The organism is Pseudoalteromonas sp. SWYJ118, from assembly GCF_015864505.1.
GTDB lineage: Bacteria > Pseudomonadota > Gammaproteobacteria > Enterobacterales > Alteromonadaceae > Pseudoalteromonas > Pseudoalteromonas arctica.
On record NZ_JADYXC010000020.1, the window covers coordinates 1 to 17,313 of the forward strand.

14 protein-coding genes are annotated in these 17,313 nt (G+C 38.6%); 6 read left to right on the forward strand and 8 right to left on the reverse strand.

Features of this window, described 5'->3' with window-relative positions:
- Positions 1-41 precede the first annotated feature (41 nt).
- Positions 42-2,108 carry a hypothetical protein gene (locus I6F48_RS16145; RefSeq protein ID WP_197119833.1) on the reverse strand — a complete coding sequence of 689 codons (2,067 nt, stop codon included), beginning with the start codon at positions 2,106-2,108 and terminating at the stop codon, positions 42-44.
- A gap of 858 nt (positions 2,109-2,966) precedes the next feature.
- Between I6F48_RS16145 and I6F48_RS16150 the strand changes: the two genes are divergently transcribed.
- A complete protein-coding gene (locus I6F48_RS16150; protein WP_197119834.1) occupies positions 2,967-3,941 on the forward strand; it encodes a transposase in 975 nt (324 codons plus the stop codon).
- 491 nt (positions 3,942-4,432) lie between these two features.
- Here the strand turns inward: I6F48_RS16150 and I6F48_RS16155 are convergent, their stop codons facing one another.
- Entirely contained in the window at positions 4,433-5,035 is a 603-nt protein-coding gene (locus I6F48_RS16155) for a thiamine biosynthesis protein ThiC (protein WP_197119835.1), read from the reverse strand.
- Between the two features lie 346 nt (positions 5,036-5,381).
- Complete coding sequence (locus tag I6F48_RS16160) at positions 5,382-6,083, reverse strand: metal-dependent hydrolase (protein ID WP_165728657.1); 702 nt, start codon at positions 6,081-6,083, stop codon at positions 5,382-5,384.
- A gap of 226 nt (positions 6,084-6,309) precedes the next feature.
- On the opposite strand from I6F48_RS16160, the gene I6F48_RS16165 reads away from it, so the two are divergent.
- Positions 6,310-6,732: a hypothetical protein gene (locus I6F48_RS16165; protein ID WP_165728656.1), complete on the forward strand. Its 423-nt coding sequence runs from the start codon at positions 6,310-6,312 to the stop codon at positions 6,730-6,732.
- Between the two features lie 31 nt (positions 6,733-6,763).
- On the opposite strand, the gene I6F48_RS16170 is transcribed toward I6F48_RS16165, so the two are convergent.
- Genes I6F48_RS16170 through I6F48_RS21370 form a run of 4 tightly spaced genes read right to left on the reverse strand, consistent with a single transcriptional unit; the run spans position 6,764 to position 10,097 of the window.
- Positions 6,764-8,392 (reverse strand): sensor domain-containing diguanylate cyclase, encoded by a 1,629-nt coding sequence (locus tag I6F48_RS16170; RefSeq protein WP_197119836.1) that lies wholly within the window; start codon positions 8,390-8,392, stop codon positions 6,764-6,766.
- Positions 8,379-8,825, reverse strand: a complete 447-nt coding sequence (locus I6F48_RS16175; RefSeq protein ID WP_165728654.1) for a hypothetical protein — start codon at positions 8,823-8,825, stop codon at positions 8,379-8,381. The genes I6F48_RS16170 and I6F48_RS16175 overlap by 14 nt, the downstream gene beginning before the upstream one ends.
- 2 nt (positions 8,826-8,827) lie before the next feature.
- Positions 8,828-9,682 (reverse strand): hypothetical protein, encoded by an 855-nt coding sequence (locus I6F48_RS16180; RefSeq protein ID WP_231615249.1) that lies wholly within the window; start codon positions 9,680-9,682, stop codon positions 8,828-8,830.
- Between the two features lie 25 nt (positions 9,683-9,707).
- Positions 9,708-10,097 (reverse strand): hypothetical protein, encoded by a 390-nt coding sequence (locus I6F48_RS21370; protein WP_231615250.1) that lies wholly within the window; start codon positions 10,095-10,097, stop codon positions 9,708-9,710.
- 473 nt (positions 10,098-10,570) lie between these two features.
- On the opposite strand from I6F48_RS21370, the gene I6F48_RS16185 reads away from it, so the two are divergent.
- From I6F48_RS16185 to I6F48_RS16200, 4 genes are read left to right on the forward strand one after another with little or no spacing between them, the layout of a single operon-like run.
- Positions 10,571-11,287 (forward strand): ABC transporter ATP-binding protein, encoded by a 717-nt coding sequence (locus I6F48_RS16185; protein WP_165726101.1) that lies wholly within the window; start codon positions 10,571-10,573, stop codon positions 11,285-11,287.
- Positions 11,287-12,735, forward strand: coding sequence for an ABC transporter permease (locus tag I6F48_RS16190; protein ID WP_197119838.1), 1,449 nt, complete (start codon positions 11,287-11,289; stop codon positions 12,733-12,735). The genes I6F48_RS16185 and I6F48_RS16190 overlap by 1 nt, the downstream gene beginning before the upstream one ends.
- Positions 12,732-14,045: a DUF3526 domain-containing protein gene (locus tag I6F48_RS16195; protein WP_197119839.1), complete on the forward strand. Its 1,314-nt coding sequence runs from the start codon at positions 12,732-12,734 to the stop codon at positions 14,043-14,045. The genes I6F48_RS16190 and I6F48_RS16195 overlap by 4 nt, the downstream gene beginning before the upstream one ends.
- Before the next feature lie 24 nt (positions 14,046-14,069).
- Positions 14,070-16,181 (forward strand): TonB-dependent siderophore receptor, encoded by a 2,112-nt coding sequence (locus I6F48_RS16200; protein ID WP_197119840.1) that lies wholly within the window; start codon positions 14,070-14,072, stop codon positions 16,179-16,181.
- Positions 16,182-16,336: 155 nt separating this feature from the next.
- On the opposite strand, the gene I6F48_RS16205 is transcribed toward I6F48_RS16200, so the two are convergent.
- Positions 16,337-17,251: a 2OG-Fe(II) oxygenase family protein gene (locus I6F48_RS16205; protein WP_197119841.1), complete on the reverse strand. Its 915-nt coding sequence runs from the start codon at positions 17,249-17,251 to the stop codon at positions 16,337-16,339.
- Positions 17,252-17,313 lie beyond the last annotated feature (62 nt).

A 17,313-nucleotide genomic window follows, 5' to 3' on the forward strand; every position in this document is an offset into this window, starting at 1 on the left:
GCTTATTTAAACTACTTACCTCAACTGCTTATAATAGAAATTTAAAGTCTACGCGTAATACTCTCGTCTGAGTTTATTACTTGTAAAGCTGCACTTGTGGCAAAACCACCCGCATCATCAAAGGTGACATTAATCCAGTTACTGCCTTGTAAAATGTCATGAGGTACAGGGATTTCAATCACGCCAAAGAAGCTTGCACGACCGTTACGGGTTTTACCGTTCTTTTGGTCATATCCTCTAAAGTCTTTTGGCACTGTTACAGTAACACCATTCACTTTTACAACTGGAACAAGAGACTTACCATGAGCACGGCCCATACCTAAGCGTAATACAGCTTCACCTTGGGCTCCCACTTCAACATTTTTAATATTAAATAATAAACTACTATTCGCCTTAATCGGCTTTTTATAAGTTGTTGCGTAATACTTTGTTTCTTGATTTACTTTATCAATGTTTATCTTGTTTTGATAAGTAATGGTCATAATCTTAGTACTTTCTTTCGGTAAAAATACGGTACCTGGCACACTCGTTAGGTTTTTAGTTTCCAATAACGCATGGTTATTATTATCGTAAGATAACGTTTTTATTTGAACTGATTTAACCGAGTTACCCGTAATACCCAATGCTTTCAATGAAACATCAGTATCTTCAAACTCTAAACTCGTCATGATGATGTGTGCTTTATTATTTTGCACATACGCATCAACCATTATATCTAAATCTGATGCCCAACTATCAACATGCGTACCTCGAACATTCGACCATAATTGATAAAACTTCACTAAATCAGTGTATACCCATTGTGTACCTGTTTGACCGGCTTTCTCAAAATTTTGACGCATTAAACGGTTTTCATATGGGTAACCGGTATCACCATGTCTACCCCATTCAGCTTTCACTGGAATAAATGGGATAGCTTTAGCAATAACATTAGGGCGTTCTAAAAATTGTGTTAATAACGCATTATAACCACGTAATTTTTCAGCATCGCGAACATGCGTCCATGGTTTATTACGTAATGCATGCACCGAAGCACCATATTCAGAGATTAATAATGGTTTAACTCGACCAAACTTAATCGTTGAATATTGCTCTAACATATCAAGGGTTGCTTCAACATTACTACCACGTCTATATTCTTCGCCGCGTGGGTGAGTAGGAAAATCATATAAATGAATTGAAAAAACATCCATATCTTTGCCTCCCGTGTCGATAAATAATTTATCGTTGTCTTCCCAGCGTTGGAAGTTATCCCAATCATAATTAGGGAATGCTGTGGTATATCCAGCAATTTTAACGCCTTTATTTAACTTTTCGTTATTTGTTTTACGAACTTCTTTAGCGACACTGGTGTGGTAACTAAAAATATCAGAAATAGGAGCTTTTGCTCTGCCATCTTTAGGATCGATATTAAGATCGTAAAGAGGTTCGTTAACTACCTCTATAAACGCAGGTTTTGGATGACCTACTGCAGTATTACTTTGCGCAAAGTAATTTTTTAAGAACTGGCCCATATAGTGACCTGTTGCTGTACCAAGTGGCTCTTGCGCTGTATCTGTTTGTGAGAAAGCCCAACCAGTATTGCCAATGTTAGTACCATCAGGATAATACGGGTGAACTTGACCTGCAACAACCATATTTTCTGATCTATTTTTAAAACGTCTACCATTAACGAATCTGGTCTGAGTGCTTTTTTCAAAGGTATTTACTGCTGCTTTCCCTAGAGTTGTTGCGGTTGATTCGTCAATAAAACCTGAACGGATGTTATCTTGTGCTTGACCAAAAAGTTGGTTTTTCATATACCCTGTATCACGACCAAAATATACGTCGTAACCTTTGATGAATTTTCCGATCAAATCATCTAATTCATTATTACCTTTGCTATCATCATTCCAATCATTTTCAGTTGGTGCTGAATGTAACGAAATAAACTTTTCACGATTGAAACTTTGAATATTACCGATACGATGTTTAGTATCTAAATTAACATCAACGTTAACTTTATTTGTAGCCGCTATTACATTACTTGTAAAAGTAGCTGTAAGTATTGGTAGAGCGATAATTAATGCTTTATATAGCATTGAATAATTTTTTTGCTTGTTTATCATATAGTATCTCGGATGTTTAGATGTTGTAATTATTTCCATATAAGAAAATCCTCTATTTCTTTTTTATCCTTTTTATTTCTTCCATTAATTTTTCTATTCCATCTGACATAAATCATTAATTAACAGCGATTTTTTATAATTTCAACTACTCGCTGTTAATTTATATTAATAATTAAAGTCAATATTTTAAATCTGAATAGAGCAATAAAACTTCTTTAAAAAAATAGCTCTATTCAATAAATACCTAGCCAAGATACATTGTAAACAATTAACTATCAACCAAAGGTGCAATTTACTCAGTATGCGTCACGACAAGAAAATATCAGCAATTACGAAAAGCTACTCGCATAAAATTTAAGCTACTCGCATAAAATTTAAGCTACTCAGTAAAACTATTCAGTAATAAATCACAACTGTATTATGCAGTTATTTTCATGCGTGTAATTTAGGTTTAATAGGGCTAATTACTTATTTAACGGATGAAATAAAGTACCCAGCAATAAAAGATAAATTTTGAACTTGAAGAGCAAATTTAGTGTCACAGTTTTGTTTGTTCAATAAATGTGGCTGTCTAGTTTGGTCTGTTCCATAAAGATTGGCCTATTGAGAATACGCAAAACTAGCAGAGACTTTAGATTGGGCAATTTTATAAGTTGTCCATGTTCTACAGGCTATTAAAAAGGCTGCTTAAATTAAGCAGCCTTTTACATTTAATGTTTTTGAGATTAACCTCAGAGGAAATAAAGAATTAATCTACTGAACGATGAAACAAATTAACAAGACACCCACCCTAAATTTTGCGCTTTTCGAAGTTAGAGGCTAGCCTTTGTTCAGTGCAAAAAACAGGCAGGGTGTCTTATGGCAATTGCAAGAAAGCGTCAAGTAAGTTTGGTTGATACAAAATACTACCATTGTATTTCACGCTGTGTTCGTCGTGCATTTTTATGTGGCGAGGACCGTTTTACAGGCAAGTCTTACGAGCATCGTAGAGGCTGGGTTGAAGATAGGCTGCTTGAGTTAGCCAAGGTATTTTGTATTGATGTATGTGCTTATGCCGTAATGAGTAACCACACCCATTTAGTATTGTATGTTGATGATAAAAAAGCGAATAGGCTGAATGATAAAGCGATTGTTATTCGCTGGCATAAACTCTGTAAAGGCACATTGCTAACGCAAAAATACGTACAAGGTGAAAAGCTAAGTAAAGTTGAACTTATCTTTTTTAATCAAGCAGTAAAACAATACCGAGAGCGCTTATCAAGTATCAGCTGGTTTATGCGGCTATTAAATGAAGGTATTGCTCGCAGAGCAAATAAAGAAGATAACTGCACTGGGAGGTTTTGGGAGGGAAGATTCAAATCGCAAGCATTACTAGATGAAGCAGCACTTGCAGCCTGTATGGCCTATGTCGATTTAAACCCCATTAGAGCTAAAATGGCTAACACACCAGAAGAGTCAGACCATACCAGCGTACAAAAGCGCTTAACATGCGCGTCAGAAGGTAAACAACCAAAGCAGTTACTACGTTTTGCTGGTATGCCTCGTCAGATTATGCCCAAAGGGCTGCCGTTTGAGCTTAAATCGTACCTTGAACTTGTTGAGCTAACAGGGCGAATAATACGAGAGGATAAGCGTGGGCATATTGATAATATGAACCTTCCTTTGTTAGAAAGGCTTAATATATCCCCCGAAAACTGGTTAAAACTCACCACACAATTTACGCGCGTATTTCATGGTGCAGTAGGCAGACCCACTTCACAAGCAAGTTACTGTGAAAATTTAAAGCGTAAACGGCGATCAAATATTAGCAATTGCGAAAAGCTACTCGCATAAAACTTAAGCTACTCAGTAAAACTATTCAGTAATAAATCACAACTGCATTATGCTGTTATTTTCATGCGTGTAATTTAGCTTTAATAGGGCTAATTACTTATTTAACGGATGAAATAAAGTGACCCACTCATAAAAGATAAATTTTGAACTTGAAGAGCGAATTTTTTGGCATAGTTTTGTTTTTTCAATTAAAGTGGCTGTCTAGTTTTGTCTAGTTTTGTCATTCTAAGTGGCTGTCTAGTTTTGTCATTCTAAAAGCGCAGCGCCTCATATCCTCTTTGTGAATTAGCCTTTAGATTAGAGGAGGGCATTAACTTGGAATACGCTGGGCGCTGATTTTAAGCCCAAAGAGGGGAGCTCTAAATAATTAAGGTGGCTGGCACTTTAAATTCCATCACTTTAAACGTAAAACATCGGCGAATTAGCACTCTAATACACGCCGATGTTTAAACATTATTTAACTTAATACCTTACTAATAAGGTATTTAGCCTCAGTCTTGTTTACGGTTAAGACTAATCAAACATATTGCTAAAAGTAACGTTGCAATCATGCCTGAAGCGCCAGCAACTCCTGATGGCATAAAACCATCACGGCCAAAGATGATTAATATAGCATTGGCAAGCATTGCAACTCCGCCTGCTAAGGCAGTAAGGCCGCCAATTGCTTTGCCACCTTTAGCGATGAAAGACAGGCCAAACACAAGTGCTGCTAATCCCAATAATAATTTAGCTGCGTAGTAAATCATGAATGACAACGAAACCACGCCACTAATTAAAGGTTGTGCGCCTTCTACGGTACCCGCTACTTTTCCAAATGTTGAAAACAAAGTAAGGCCAATGCTTACCTGCACTATGTTAAGAATCGCGCTAAATGTTATAGCCGACCATCCTAGCTGAGCGTTTTTTGCTTGCACCATAGCAGAACCCGCAAAGGCAACAAGTAGAGTGAAAACCACGGCTTCTAGTCCCCATGCATACTGCCTTGAAAAACTAATTTCTGCACTGTAAAGGGCAGTAAAAACAGCCTGTGTTATCGCTAACACCAACAATAAAGATGCCGTAATTAGCATGGTGCGTTTATTCGTAAATTCCATTATGTACCTCTTATAATTTTATGCTTTTAAAAGCTGTAATAGCTCTCATACTTGGGTAGAAGACAGGTAAAGCTATTTAATTATTTCACTCAAACCTACAAAAGTAATAATTAATAACAAATAGGCTCAAGCTACGGATTTTAATTAAAACTTAAATCGGCAAAGTCGTTATGATTCAAGCCATTTATGCCTCTAAAAACGCTGGGTCTCACACCCTCTTAGTGAATCAACTTTTAGATTACTAAGAGGGCATTTTACACGTATTCTAGCAATGGACATAAGTGACTTTGTAAAAGCCACTTATTGTAGTCGGGCAATGCTGTAAAATAGCTTAAAACCTACTTTGTTAAGATAGAAATATAAAGTGAGACCAATCACTTAACGCTGTGATAGTTTGTTCTGTAGGGGGCGCAACATAGATTAAACCTGCAATGGCAATAATTGAAGCTAGCGTAATTAACTTATTATCAAAGTCAGCTATTTTTAAAGCGGTGCCAAAAGAGCGTTTAATTCTGACATTACTTAAATCTACACTGTAAATTTCATCCAGCAATAAATGAATTAATCCGCCTAATAAAATAAACCCACCCGTTAACCAGGCAAAAACAGCAGCTTGTGTGGTTGATTGGTCATTCAGTTTCCATGTTACTTGAGTCGTTAATAGCGCGCATAACAGTATAAATAGTAAAGAGTGGCAACTACCTCTATGTACTGTGATCCATTCAAAAATGGGTCTAATAATATATTTCATAAATCCGTAAACCAATAATGGCACTACGATTAACTCGATAAAGCTAATTTCAATAATGAGCTCGGTGGTTATGTAATGCAGTACCAGTAATACAGCGCTCAGTGCAAATAAGTTAAAAATAGTATCGAGTGATGTTGAGTTATCTGAATCTATGTCGGGTAATAAGCCGCCAATTGAGCCTAAAAACCATAGCCAGAGTGCGCCGTTTAAATCAATATGGCCTGCAGATAATAAAGTGGCTGAACTTAAGCCGGTGATGATTACGGCAGTATTAAGATGAGTATTGAAGTTTGCCATTGTATCTCTTGATAGAAAAATAGGTTGGCATTCTATCAATTGAAAACTTAATTGTTCAATTTACTTTAAAGGTTTGGATGTAAATCTATGTTTTAGGGGTCTGGTTTATCACTTTTTACTAGTGTGGTTTTTTGTGGTCAATGAGGTAAGTTGTAATTGTTATTATAAAAATCAATAATAAGCGTAGTTATTTTAGCTTAGCATACTAAATGAAAGGTCACTTCTTATGAATCAAAATAGATATAAAGCATCGTTTCCTGCGCCTGACATTGGTAGTAACTATTTTGTCTCATCAACTTGGAGCAGTTATGGTTTCTGGGCTTTATTAGCACTGACTCCGCTCGCTCATTACATGATGTACTATACCGAAGATGGTTTAGCGTATGGGGAAGATTTAAACACTTTAGTGTATGTAATACTTGGTGCTATTACCTTGTTTGTTTTAAATATTGCAGCCCAATCTATATGTTGTTTAGGCAGGCTTTTGGCAGTGGTTTGCTTTAGCATTAGTCTGTTTTTTATATTATTGCTTATTTACCTCAGCGTATATTCACACTTCCCAATTGCTTATTTAGGTGTTATTTCGTATTTTGGGTTAGCGGCTTATTTTTATAATAAAGATTATTTGAAAGCCATAAATACGTTATAGCATTTACTATGTAGTTACTCATTCACGCCATCTAATTTTTTATATCGTCATAAAAGGCGACTTTTCCTCGGCCTGTTTCTTTTACGTGATAAAGGGTTTTATCACCGTTATGCATTAATTCGAGTAGCTCTTCACCATCATTAGGGCCTACTGCAATACCAATGCTTGCACCTACGGCGCATGTTTTATTTTGTGAAATATAAATGTCTTGTTGTAGCTCATTTAGCATAGCGATTGATTGCTCACGCGTTGCTGCTTTGTTGTAGGTATTAACCTGCCTTGCAACAATAAACTCGTCACCGCCTAGGCGGATGCATATGTCGGTTTCTTGATTAAAGTGCTTTTTAAATCGGTGTGCTATTTCAATAAGTACTTTATCACCGGCTTCGTGGCCGTAGGTGTCGTTAATGGGTTTAAACTTATCTAAATCAATCATCATTAGTACTAGGTGCTGATTGTGTTTAATACACTCGCGCAGCGCTTTTTTAAGTCGTTTTTCGCCTGCGCGGCGATTAAGTAAATCGGTAAGTGGATCGTGATCGGCTTCAAAGCGGGTTTGAAATTCGCGTTCGGCGCGCTCAGTTACATCATGTAAAATTACTTCAACTAAGTGTTCTTGTTGAACGCTTCGCTTTGTTTCACGTTGCTCTGTTAGTCTTACAAATAAGCAGTGCAACCAAATGGTTTTATGGCCCACTTTACACTCTATATCTAGAGTCGCTTGTGGCGGGTTTTTATCACAACGTATATCTGCAAGCAGGCTTTGTAATTCATCAACGTTATTTAATAGAGCAGGAAAGTGCAAGGTTGATAACTCTTCTTCGCCGGGTAAGGTAAAGTAATGTTTAAACGCGGGGTTAAAGGTGGTGATAATGTTTTTGTCATCTAATAAGCAAATACCGGCGCTGGCTTGTTCAAAAATAAGTCTAAATTTAGCTTCTAATTCTTGAGTTTTTTTACGAAGGGATTGCTCATTACTAATGGTTAGCTTTAACTCATGCATTAAGGCGTTTATACCTTGCGTTAGCCTGCTTATTTCGTCTCGCTTACCTTGCTTAAACTCTAGCATTGTCATGGTATCGGGATTGGTAGGATCAATTGTGGCAAAGCTGTTTGTTAAATTTTGAATAGGCTGAGTAAGCCATTTGCGTACAACCAGCGACACAAAAAAAGCGATGACGATTGATTGAATCAGCATTAAAATAAATTCTTTTATAAGTGATGACTGCGCTTGTTGTTCAATAAAGTTATCGTCGGGGTATATGGCCAGTACACCTATAAAGGTATCTTCTATAAAGGGGTGAACTAATTTAATTAAAACAGCTTCTTTTTTCTTGTTAGTAGAGCCACTTGCAATAAATAAATCCATTTCTCCTTTTGGGTTTACTTCTCCTTCTAAGCTTGCGCCTTGCACTAAGTCGTTACTTAGCAAGCCATTAATAATTTCTTGGCTTAATTCACGGTCGTTTAGGTAGGCTGCTATGGCGGCTGTTTTTCCCATTGTTTGTGCTAATTGCTGCACGAGTAGGTAATTGGTGTTTTTCTTTTCTTTAAAACCCGAGTAATAAGAAAGTGTTGACGACACTAACGTTACTACAATGGCGACAATAGCGATTGATAGAGCAACGCGTACGTAGAGTGCTTGGCTAATTTTTATCAAATGTGTATACCACTTTTACTGCGTCTGTAACCTGCGATTGAGGAATATAACCAATTGCAAATTGTGATGCAGCTATTTTGTTTAACGCGTCTTCAACGGATGTTGACGGTGATGGGGGCTTTGCGCGCCCTGAAAATAATAACCTTGCCCAATAAGCATTAATTTTTTGCTCATTTTTGTTGACCAGTTGCAGGTAAAAATCATTTTTTAATGCAGATTGCGCCGGTAAATCAAGTGGCTTAGAGGTTTCACCATCAGGAAACGTTAAATAGCGACCCATATAAATATCGATGACTTCGCGTTTGGATAAAGCGTTAATTGTATTGTTTTTATTTACCACCACTACAAACTCTGTAGATTTGGCATTAACACTAACAAGAAGCAGGCAAAGCGGCAGCAACACATAAAGGAGTGAGTTACGATAGCTCATCATTGTTAAAACACCATACTAGCGTTCAAACTTAGCATATGTACTTTGTGGCCTTTGTCTACATCTGCAGGATTACTAAGACTCCATAAACCCGCACCTTCGGGCTTTATATCAAAGCGGTCTAGTTGAGCTTTTAGCGCTAATCGCTCCGATAGTTGCCATTTTACACCTATGTTAATTGAATGCTGATGAACATAAGGCACCTTAATAGCAGCTTGTGTTGCAAATGCTAGTTGTTGTATTGGCTCTGAAATTTGATCGGGTATGCCTGGTGAAAAAACAGGTTCGTTTACTTGTATAACATCGTGACGATTTTTGGCTGCAGAAAAGCTCATGTAAAATATTGCATTATTTACCCTATAACCAGCGCTAATATAAGTATTGAGTACTGATGGAGCTATTATCCAATCGGATTCCGAAATACCTACTTCAGATTGAATAAGCCAATTATTATGATCGTAGGTTAGTCCAAATGCCGCGTATTCTATACTGTGGCCTTTGGTATTAAATTTGTTAGATATCGTTTGTGCTTGTGGCCATATACTTTGTGGTACTGCGTCTAGTAAGGCTAAAAACTCATCCAATGAGGTTAACTTATAGCCACCAAAATCAGATTTAGATAAAGAGAAACGTGCGGTCCATGCGTCAAGTGAATAGGTTACACTAAAGGTGGTTAAATTATCAAAATCAATAAAAAAGTCGTCATTATCGGCTTTTAACTTTGCTGTAGAGCTTCCATATGCGAGCTTTAAACGTAAAAAACCTTCATCAATGGCTTTACTGTATTCAATATCCACACCGTCGTAATTTCCTGCAATGTTTGCAAAAGAGTAGTATTCATGAGGAGGGCGGATCCACAAATAGGCGTATCCTACATAAGGATATTCAGAGAGTAAGTAAAGATCGCTGTTTAGCCTGCCAGCACGAATAGCCCAATGGCGCGAGGGGCGAGGGGCGATAACGAATAAAAGCGAGTTCTAAAAAGTTATCAAGACTTTTGAAGCTATGATCTTGTACTACTACTTGAACCACAGAGTCCCAGTTTTTTGAGAGCGAGATATTAGCTTGCCCACCTAAAATTGAATCACGCGTTACTGAAAAACCGGTATCGTTTTCGTTTAAATAATTTGATGCAAAGCCGATATCTGAATCGTCAGTGTAACTGAGTGTTAAAGATGCAAAACCACTAAATTGCACGTCTACTTCATTTGCATCGCTTTTATTAGCAGCAGAAATTACCAATATGGCTATGGCAATTGTACCTCGGAACAACATGTTAGCGCTTATTTTTATGATATGGATAATAAAAAGATAGCACATTTTTTAAAATTACCAACTTACTCGACATAAGGTTTTACCAAAGGCGTTAGCATGGCAAAGCTAAAAAAATTACACTCTTTATGCTTGGTTTATAATTTACGTTAAATTGTAAATAAGCACACATAACACCATCCTAAATTCCATATAAAAGGGGTAATTAAAGTTGCTTTAATTTTTACCTCCTAAAGTAATAATTTATTAACTAAGTAACCTATTAACTAAGTAACTGTAATTATCTTATTTGTTAATTATTGAGATGTTATATTGTTGCAATTGGCATTTGATATGGTATAACATACACGCCATCTAATTTTCCTAAATAGAGTTTGAGTGTGACAACACCTACCGCGATTAATAAAACACCAACAATTGCCCCTAAAACTTTTGATAAACAACTTAGCAATGCAGACGCCGTCCTAAGTGATGCGATGATTGAAGTGAGTTCTTTAAATTTTAGTATTAAAAATAACGCTATTTTAAAAAACTTAAGCTTTAGTGTGGCTGCAGGTGAGGTTTATGCGCTACTTGGTGGTAATGGTGCGGGTAAATCAACCACGTTAAAAACGCTACTTGGGTTTAATAAACCAACCGAAGGCTCTGTAAAAGTAGCGGGTAAAGAGGTGAGTAAAGCGCTTGATTTTGTGCGAGGTAAAACAGCGTATTTGCCAGAGTCGGCTACGTTATATCCGCATTTAACTGCTCGTGAAAATGTTGAATATTTTTTATCACTCGCTGATATTAAAAAATCAGATGAGCAAATTAACGCGGCTTTTAATCGAGTTGCATTGCAACACGATGCATGGGATCGCCACATGCAAACTTATTCAAAAGGTATGAGGCAAAAAACAGCAATTGCACTTGCGATACTGCGTGAAGCACCCATTTTTTTACTTGATGAGCCAACCTCTGGCCTTGATCCTGTTGCTATTGATGAATTTAATCAACTTGTACGTGAGCTTGCATTAACTGGTGCGACTATTTTAATGGTTACCCACGATGTATACGGTGCCTGCCAAGTCGCTAATCGAATTGGTTTACTTAAAAACGGTGAGCTGGTGGGAGAGTTTGATGCGCCCCAAAGTGGGCGTATAGATACCGAGCAAGTACACGCTGCGTTTGGGCATCACGCTAAAAGAGGTGCTTAATGAGTATAAATAACTTTTCAAAGGTGGTGATTGTTGCCAAAGATGAGTGGCGTTATTGGCTTCGCTCAAAATTAGCAATGACCGTGCTTGCTATAGGTTTGGTGCTCACGCTTGCTTCGGTAATTGTAACGGCTATTACCATGATGGAGCTAAGCCATGCTCGTCATGAGTTACAAACAACAAGCGATAAGAGCTTTGTTGATCAACCCGACCGCCATCCACACAGAATGGTGCATTACGGGCATTATGCATTTAGAACGCCTTCGCCACTTAGTACGCTAGACCCTGGTATTGACGCTTACACAGGCAACTCTATATTTTTAGAAGGGCACAGACAAAATAGCGCAATGTTTGCAGATAGTCGCCAAGGGACTGCATTAACTAAATTAGGCAGTTTAACGCCTGCATTTATTGTGCAAACACTCGCACCGTTATTATTAATATTAATTGGCTACAGCGGTATTAGCCGAGAGCGCGAATTGCAAACGCTTTCTTATTTGTTATCGCAAGGTACATCGGGTGTAACGCTAATTGCAGGTAAAGGATTGGCGCTACTTTCTGTTGTGGGCTTAATTTTAACTCCGCTTACGGTATCGGCTTTATTTACGGTTGCTGCGGGCGAAAGCTTACTGGCAGTTGTAAGTTTTGTTGTTGGCTACGCTTTATATTTAACTGTGTGGGTATTACTGATTTTACTGGCATCGAGCGTGTTTAGTAAAAACAGTGGCAGCTTTACCGCACTTGCCTTTGTGTGGATTTTACTGTGTATTGTTATGCCACGCGTAGCAAGTACCAGTGCTTCAACGGCTGTGCCATCTGCCGGTAAAATAGAAACAGACTTTGCTGTAAAAGCACAACTTAGAAAATTAGGCGACGGCCATAACGCAAACGACCCTGCCTTTATGCAATTTAAACAATCACTTCTTAAAAAGTACAACGTTAAAAGTATAGATGAGCTACCCGTTAATTTTAGAGGATTAGTAGCCAGCGAATCTGAAGCAAAATTGACTAACGTACTAAACAAATTTGCCGAGCAACGTATGCAAGCTGAGCTTAAACAAACGAAGGTATCTCGTTATTTTGGTTGGGTTTCACCTATGGTGGCTATTCGGTCGTTATCGATGATTGTAGTAGGAACGAGTATTGAAACTCATCACCGCTTTTTGCGTGAAACCGAACAGTTGCGTTTTGACTTTGTGCAAGGGCTTAACAAAGTTCATGTAGAAAAGCTTAGCTACCAAGACGATATGAACCGCAATACCAGTACCGAAGCAACTAAGCAAGCTCGTGTCAGTGCACAAAATTGGCAAGTACTGCAAAACTTTACTTTTAATGTAGATAGCGCACAAGTGAGAGCGCAGCGAAGTATCCCTGCATTTTTACAGTTATTTATTTGGATTGCAGTGCTGTTAGGCGGTATTAAATTTGTAGGGAAGCGTTTGTTATGAGTTATGTATTTTCACAGCTAATTCGTGAATGGCGTTTTTTACTTCGTCAAAAATATTTAGTGATATTACTAGCATGTACATTTGCTATATCGGGGTTTGCAGTTTTCAGCGGCCTTAGTGAAGTAAGCCAGCAACAACATACTATTGATCGTTTAAAAACGGCTGATTTAACTGAATTAGCTAACGTACAAAATAAATACAGTGATGCTGGTTCGCTTGCCTATTACAGCTTTCATTTAACGTATTCACCACCTTCAAATTTAGCGTTTGCTGCTTTAGGCGAGCGCGATATTTATCCGTGGAAACACCGCTTAAATTTACTTGCCCTAGAGGGGCAAATTTACGAGAGCGATTCACAAAACGCAGAGCTAGCGCAGGCAGGTGAAATTGATTTTGTATTTGTAATTAGTGCATTAGCACCGCTGATAGTTATTTTATTATTTCATGATTTATTTGCTAATGAGCGAACAAGCGCCAGGCATGACTTATTAGTGACTACGGCTAAGTCGTACTTTGCATTATGGGGGGCGCGTATAGCTGTAAGGTTGATAGCAGTAATAGTGTGTTTAATGTTGCCATTTTATTTAGGTACATTTCTTAGTCATTCGGCCCTTGCTGATGTGGGGTTTGTTACTTTTATATGTGTAATTTACATTGCGTTTTGGACTTTGCTCAGTGTGTGGTGGGGCAAAAATGCCAACAGTGCGCCGCGTGTTGCTTCAACATTAATCGGTTTTTGGGTGTTAGTTGCCTTTATTATTCCTATTTTAGGCGATTTAGTTATAAACAAAACGGTTCACTCACCAAAGGGCGGCGACATTGTGCTTACTCAGCGTGAGGCGGTTAACGATGCATGGGACTTACCAAAGAAAACCACAATGGATGCTTTTGTAGCGTCAAATCCACAGTGGAAAGATCATGTTGATATGCAAAGCGAGTTTGAGTGGAAATGGTATTACGCATTTCAGCAAGTTGGAGACGAAAAAGCAGGGGAACTTTCGCATGCTTATCGTGATGCAGCGCACACAAAGTATCAACTAGCAGGGATTGTATCGTGGTTTTCACCACCACTATTGCTACAACGCAGTTTTACCCGATTGGCGAGCACTGATGCTTTAGCTGCATTTAGATATGAATACCGTATGCGAGGATTTCATAAAAGTTTAAGGGAGTTTTACTACCCTTGGCTGTTTATAAAAGGCAACCCACCTAAAGCTGCGCTTAAGAGTATACCTAGCTTTAAAAAAACAATGCTTAATGAAACGGATGAGCCTGACGTTACAGGCGTTAAGCTAAAAGAAAATTTATGAGTCAACTAATTAACAAGGTTTATAATGAATACCAATAAAAATGGGCTAAAGCTCAGCTATTTAAGCGCATGCTTAGTCAGTTTGTTTAGCAGCCACGCTATGGCTGCTGAACAAACCCCAAAGGATGACAGCGTAAATAATAGCCCTATAGAAAGATTGGCAGTGATTGGCTCGCGCCAAGCTTATCAAGGCAATTTTAGCCCTTTAGAAACACCGCAATCAGAATTAAAAATAGATTTAGAAGCGCTTGAAAACGCAGGTGCTATAAATTTAAATCAAGCGCTTGATTTATCGGCATCGGTAGCGCGTCAAAATAACTTTGGCGGACTTTGGAATAGCTTTGCGCTACGCGGCTTTGTAGGCGATGAAAACTTGCCAAGTAATTACCTTGTTAATGGGTTTAATGCCGGGCGTGGTTTTGGTGGCTCACGTGATTTGTCGGGTATTGAATCGGTTGAGGTGTTAAAAGGTCCACGTGCTGCTTTATTTGGCCGTGGTGAACCTGGCGGTACAGTAAATCTCGTTACTAAGCGCCCAACGTTTGATACAAGCGGCGAGCTAAAGCTAAGCGTAGGCAGCTTTGACACCTACCGCGCTGATGTAGATTACACCACACCCCTTAGCGACGACGTAGCAATTAGACTGGTTGGTTTTTATGAAGACGCAAAAAGCTTTCGCGATACAATAGAGACAACTAAACAAGGCTTTAGCCCATCAATAACATGGAATATTAATAATAATAGCCAACTAATATATGAGCTTGAATACAGCGACCAAGAGGTCCCTTTTGATAGGGGCGTATTAGCCATAGATGGCGAACTTGGTTTAATACCACAGAGCCGCTTTTTAGGTGAGCCAGGTGATGGCCCAATAGAGGCTGACGTACTTGGCCATCAATTAGAGTTTATTCATGACTTTAATGATAATTGGAGCGTATTGCTGGGCGCTAACTACCGTGATACTTCGCTTGAAGGGTTTGCTACCGAAACTGGTTTTGCAGGTGTTGTTGATGGTGAAGTAAATCGCTTTAGGCGCTACCGTGATTACAATGCAAAATATCAGGTATTTAGAGCCGAAGTGACAGGTAATTTAGAGGTTGCAGGGTTGGATCACCGTTTAATAATTGGTGTTGATTCTGATAAGTTCGAAAATGATCAATTTGTTCTTCGTGTACGTGGCGATCAGTATATAAATGTTTTTAATCCTGTATATGGAGCATATGAGTTACCTACGCCAACGGCCAATACCGATAAGTTAGAAGTCCAAGAGTCGTTAGGTGTATTTATACAAGACCAAATAAGCCTAACCGATAAGCTTGATGTACGTATTGGTATACGTTTTGATGACTACCAACAAACACTCAATAATCGTTTAGCTGATACACAATCAAAACAAAATGAGTCACGTGTTAGCCCCCAACTAGGTGTTGTGTATGAGGCGAGCGAGTTTGTATCTGTTTATGCCGCTTATGGCGAAAACTTTAGGCCTTTATCTGGCACTGATACAAATGGCGATGGGTTTGAACCAAATCAATCTACTTCAACAGAGTTGGGAGTTAAATTTACTTTAAACGATGGCGCTTTATTTGGCACTATCGCGATGTTTAAAGTAGAGCAAGACAACATGCTGGTGGTTGACGATCCCACTGCATTTACTTTTGCTGCAATAGGCGAAGCACAAAGCAAAGGCATAGAGATTGATATAAACGGTGAGCTAACGCATGATGTGAGCCTATGGTTATCGTATGCGTATGTTGATGCAACTATTGAAAACTCATTTTTTGATGCTAACTTTGGCTATACCGTTGAAGCGGGTAGTTCTTTATTAAATATTCCTAAACATCAACTTAGTTTACAGCTTGTTAAATCAGCCGAGTTATATGGCAAAGCAATTAAGTTTGGCGCAGGTTTAGTTTATGTAGATTCTCGAAACGGCTTTTTTGGTACCGATTTTGAGCTACCAAGCTATACAACAGCGCGTACTTTTATAGATGTTGATGTAACTAAGGCAATTGGCTTGCGTGCAGAGGTAGATAACCTGTTTGATGAAACCTATTACACTAACTCATTTGCTGATGCCTGGGTTCAACCTGGCACACCCAGAAGTGTAAGGCTATCTGCAACGTATAAATTTTAAACGTAAACTAAAACGATACTAACGAAAAGGCTGCTTAAATTAAGCAGCCTTTTCGTTAGTTAAAAGCTTAGTTAAAAGCTTAGTTAAAAGCTTAGTTAAAAGCTTAGTTAAAAGCTTAGTTAAAAACTTAGTTAAAAACTTAGTTAAAAACTCGATTAAAACGGTGCATAGCCGTCGTTCGTCTTTTTAGGGTTAATCCAGCGCTGTTTAGCATCAATAGGAATGCGTGGGGCACCTTGTGCTGGCAATCGCCCGCGTTCTCCATACAACCACAAAACAAAGTTAGTTCGCTCACCACTGGTAATAGGCTTTGCTGCGTGTGCAATATTGCCACGATGTAACATGGCAGTGCCGGGCTTAAACGTAAGTGATTTAATGTCGCCTGTGTACGGGTGATAAAAGTCAACTTCTGACCCTGTAAACTCTTCGCCTGGTAAGTTTAAGTTAATATTAAGCGTTACGGCCGATGCATCGGTATGTGGGCGAATTGACGAATCTGTGTTTGGCTCATAATAAATTGAAAAACCAAACGTTTGTGTATCAAACCCCGTAACCTCCGGGAACAGCATACGCGAAATAGGGCGCATGTAAGTGTTTAGTATTTCGTTATAAAACGCTTGAAAGCTTGGCGCTGCTAAATAACCTTCTGATCGGCTATCAAGCATGGCACCACGGCGATTTAACACTATGCCATATGGTGGGCGCATAGGAATTTGCGAATTCCATACTTGTTCTAAATACCCGCGTAATACGGCAAGGCGCTCTGGATCAAAAAATTGAAATTGAAATACATCAGGCGCTACTTCGTGTAATAACGCTTTTACGGCCAGCTCTTTTGATGGATCTTCCCATGCTTGCTTTACTGCTTCACGTAGGTTTTTATCAAGTAGTCTGTCGTCAAGCGTAAACGTTGAGCCATCTATTGATGTTGTTTCCCATTCGCTCCACGCGTTTGTAATTAGGTCGGTGTTACTATTCCAAAAGTGTTGTACTGCTGGTTCACGGTAAAGCATGGCTTGGCGTGTAGGTAACTCTAGAGCACGCGCTAGCTGTAATTGATTGGCAAACATTTTGTGTAACTCCAGTTGTTGAATTTGGTTTATATCAATCTAGGAGTGCAATTTATTGCATT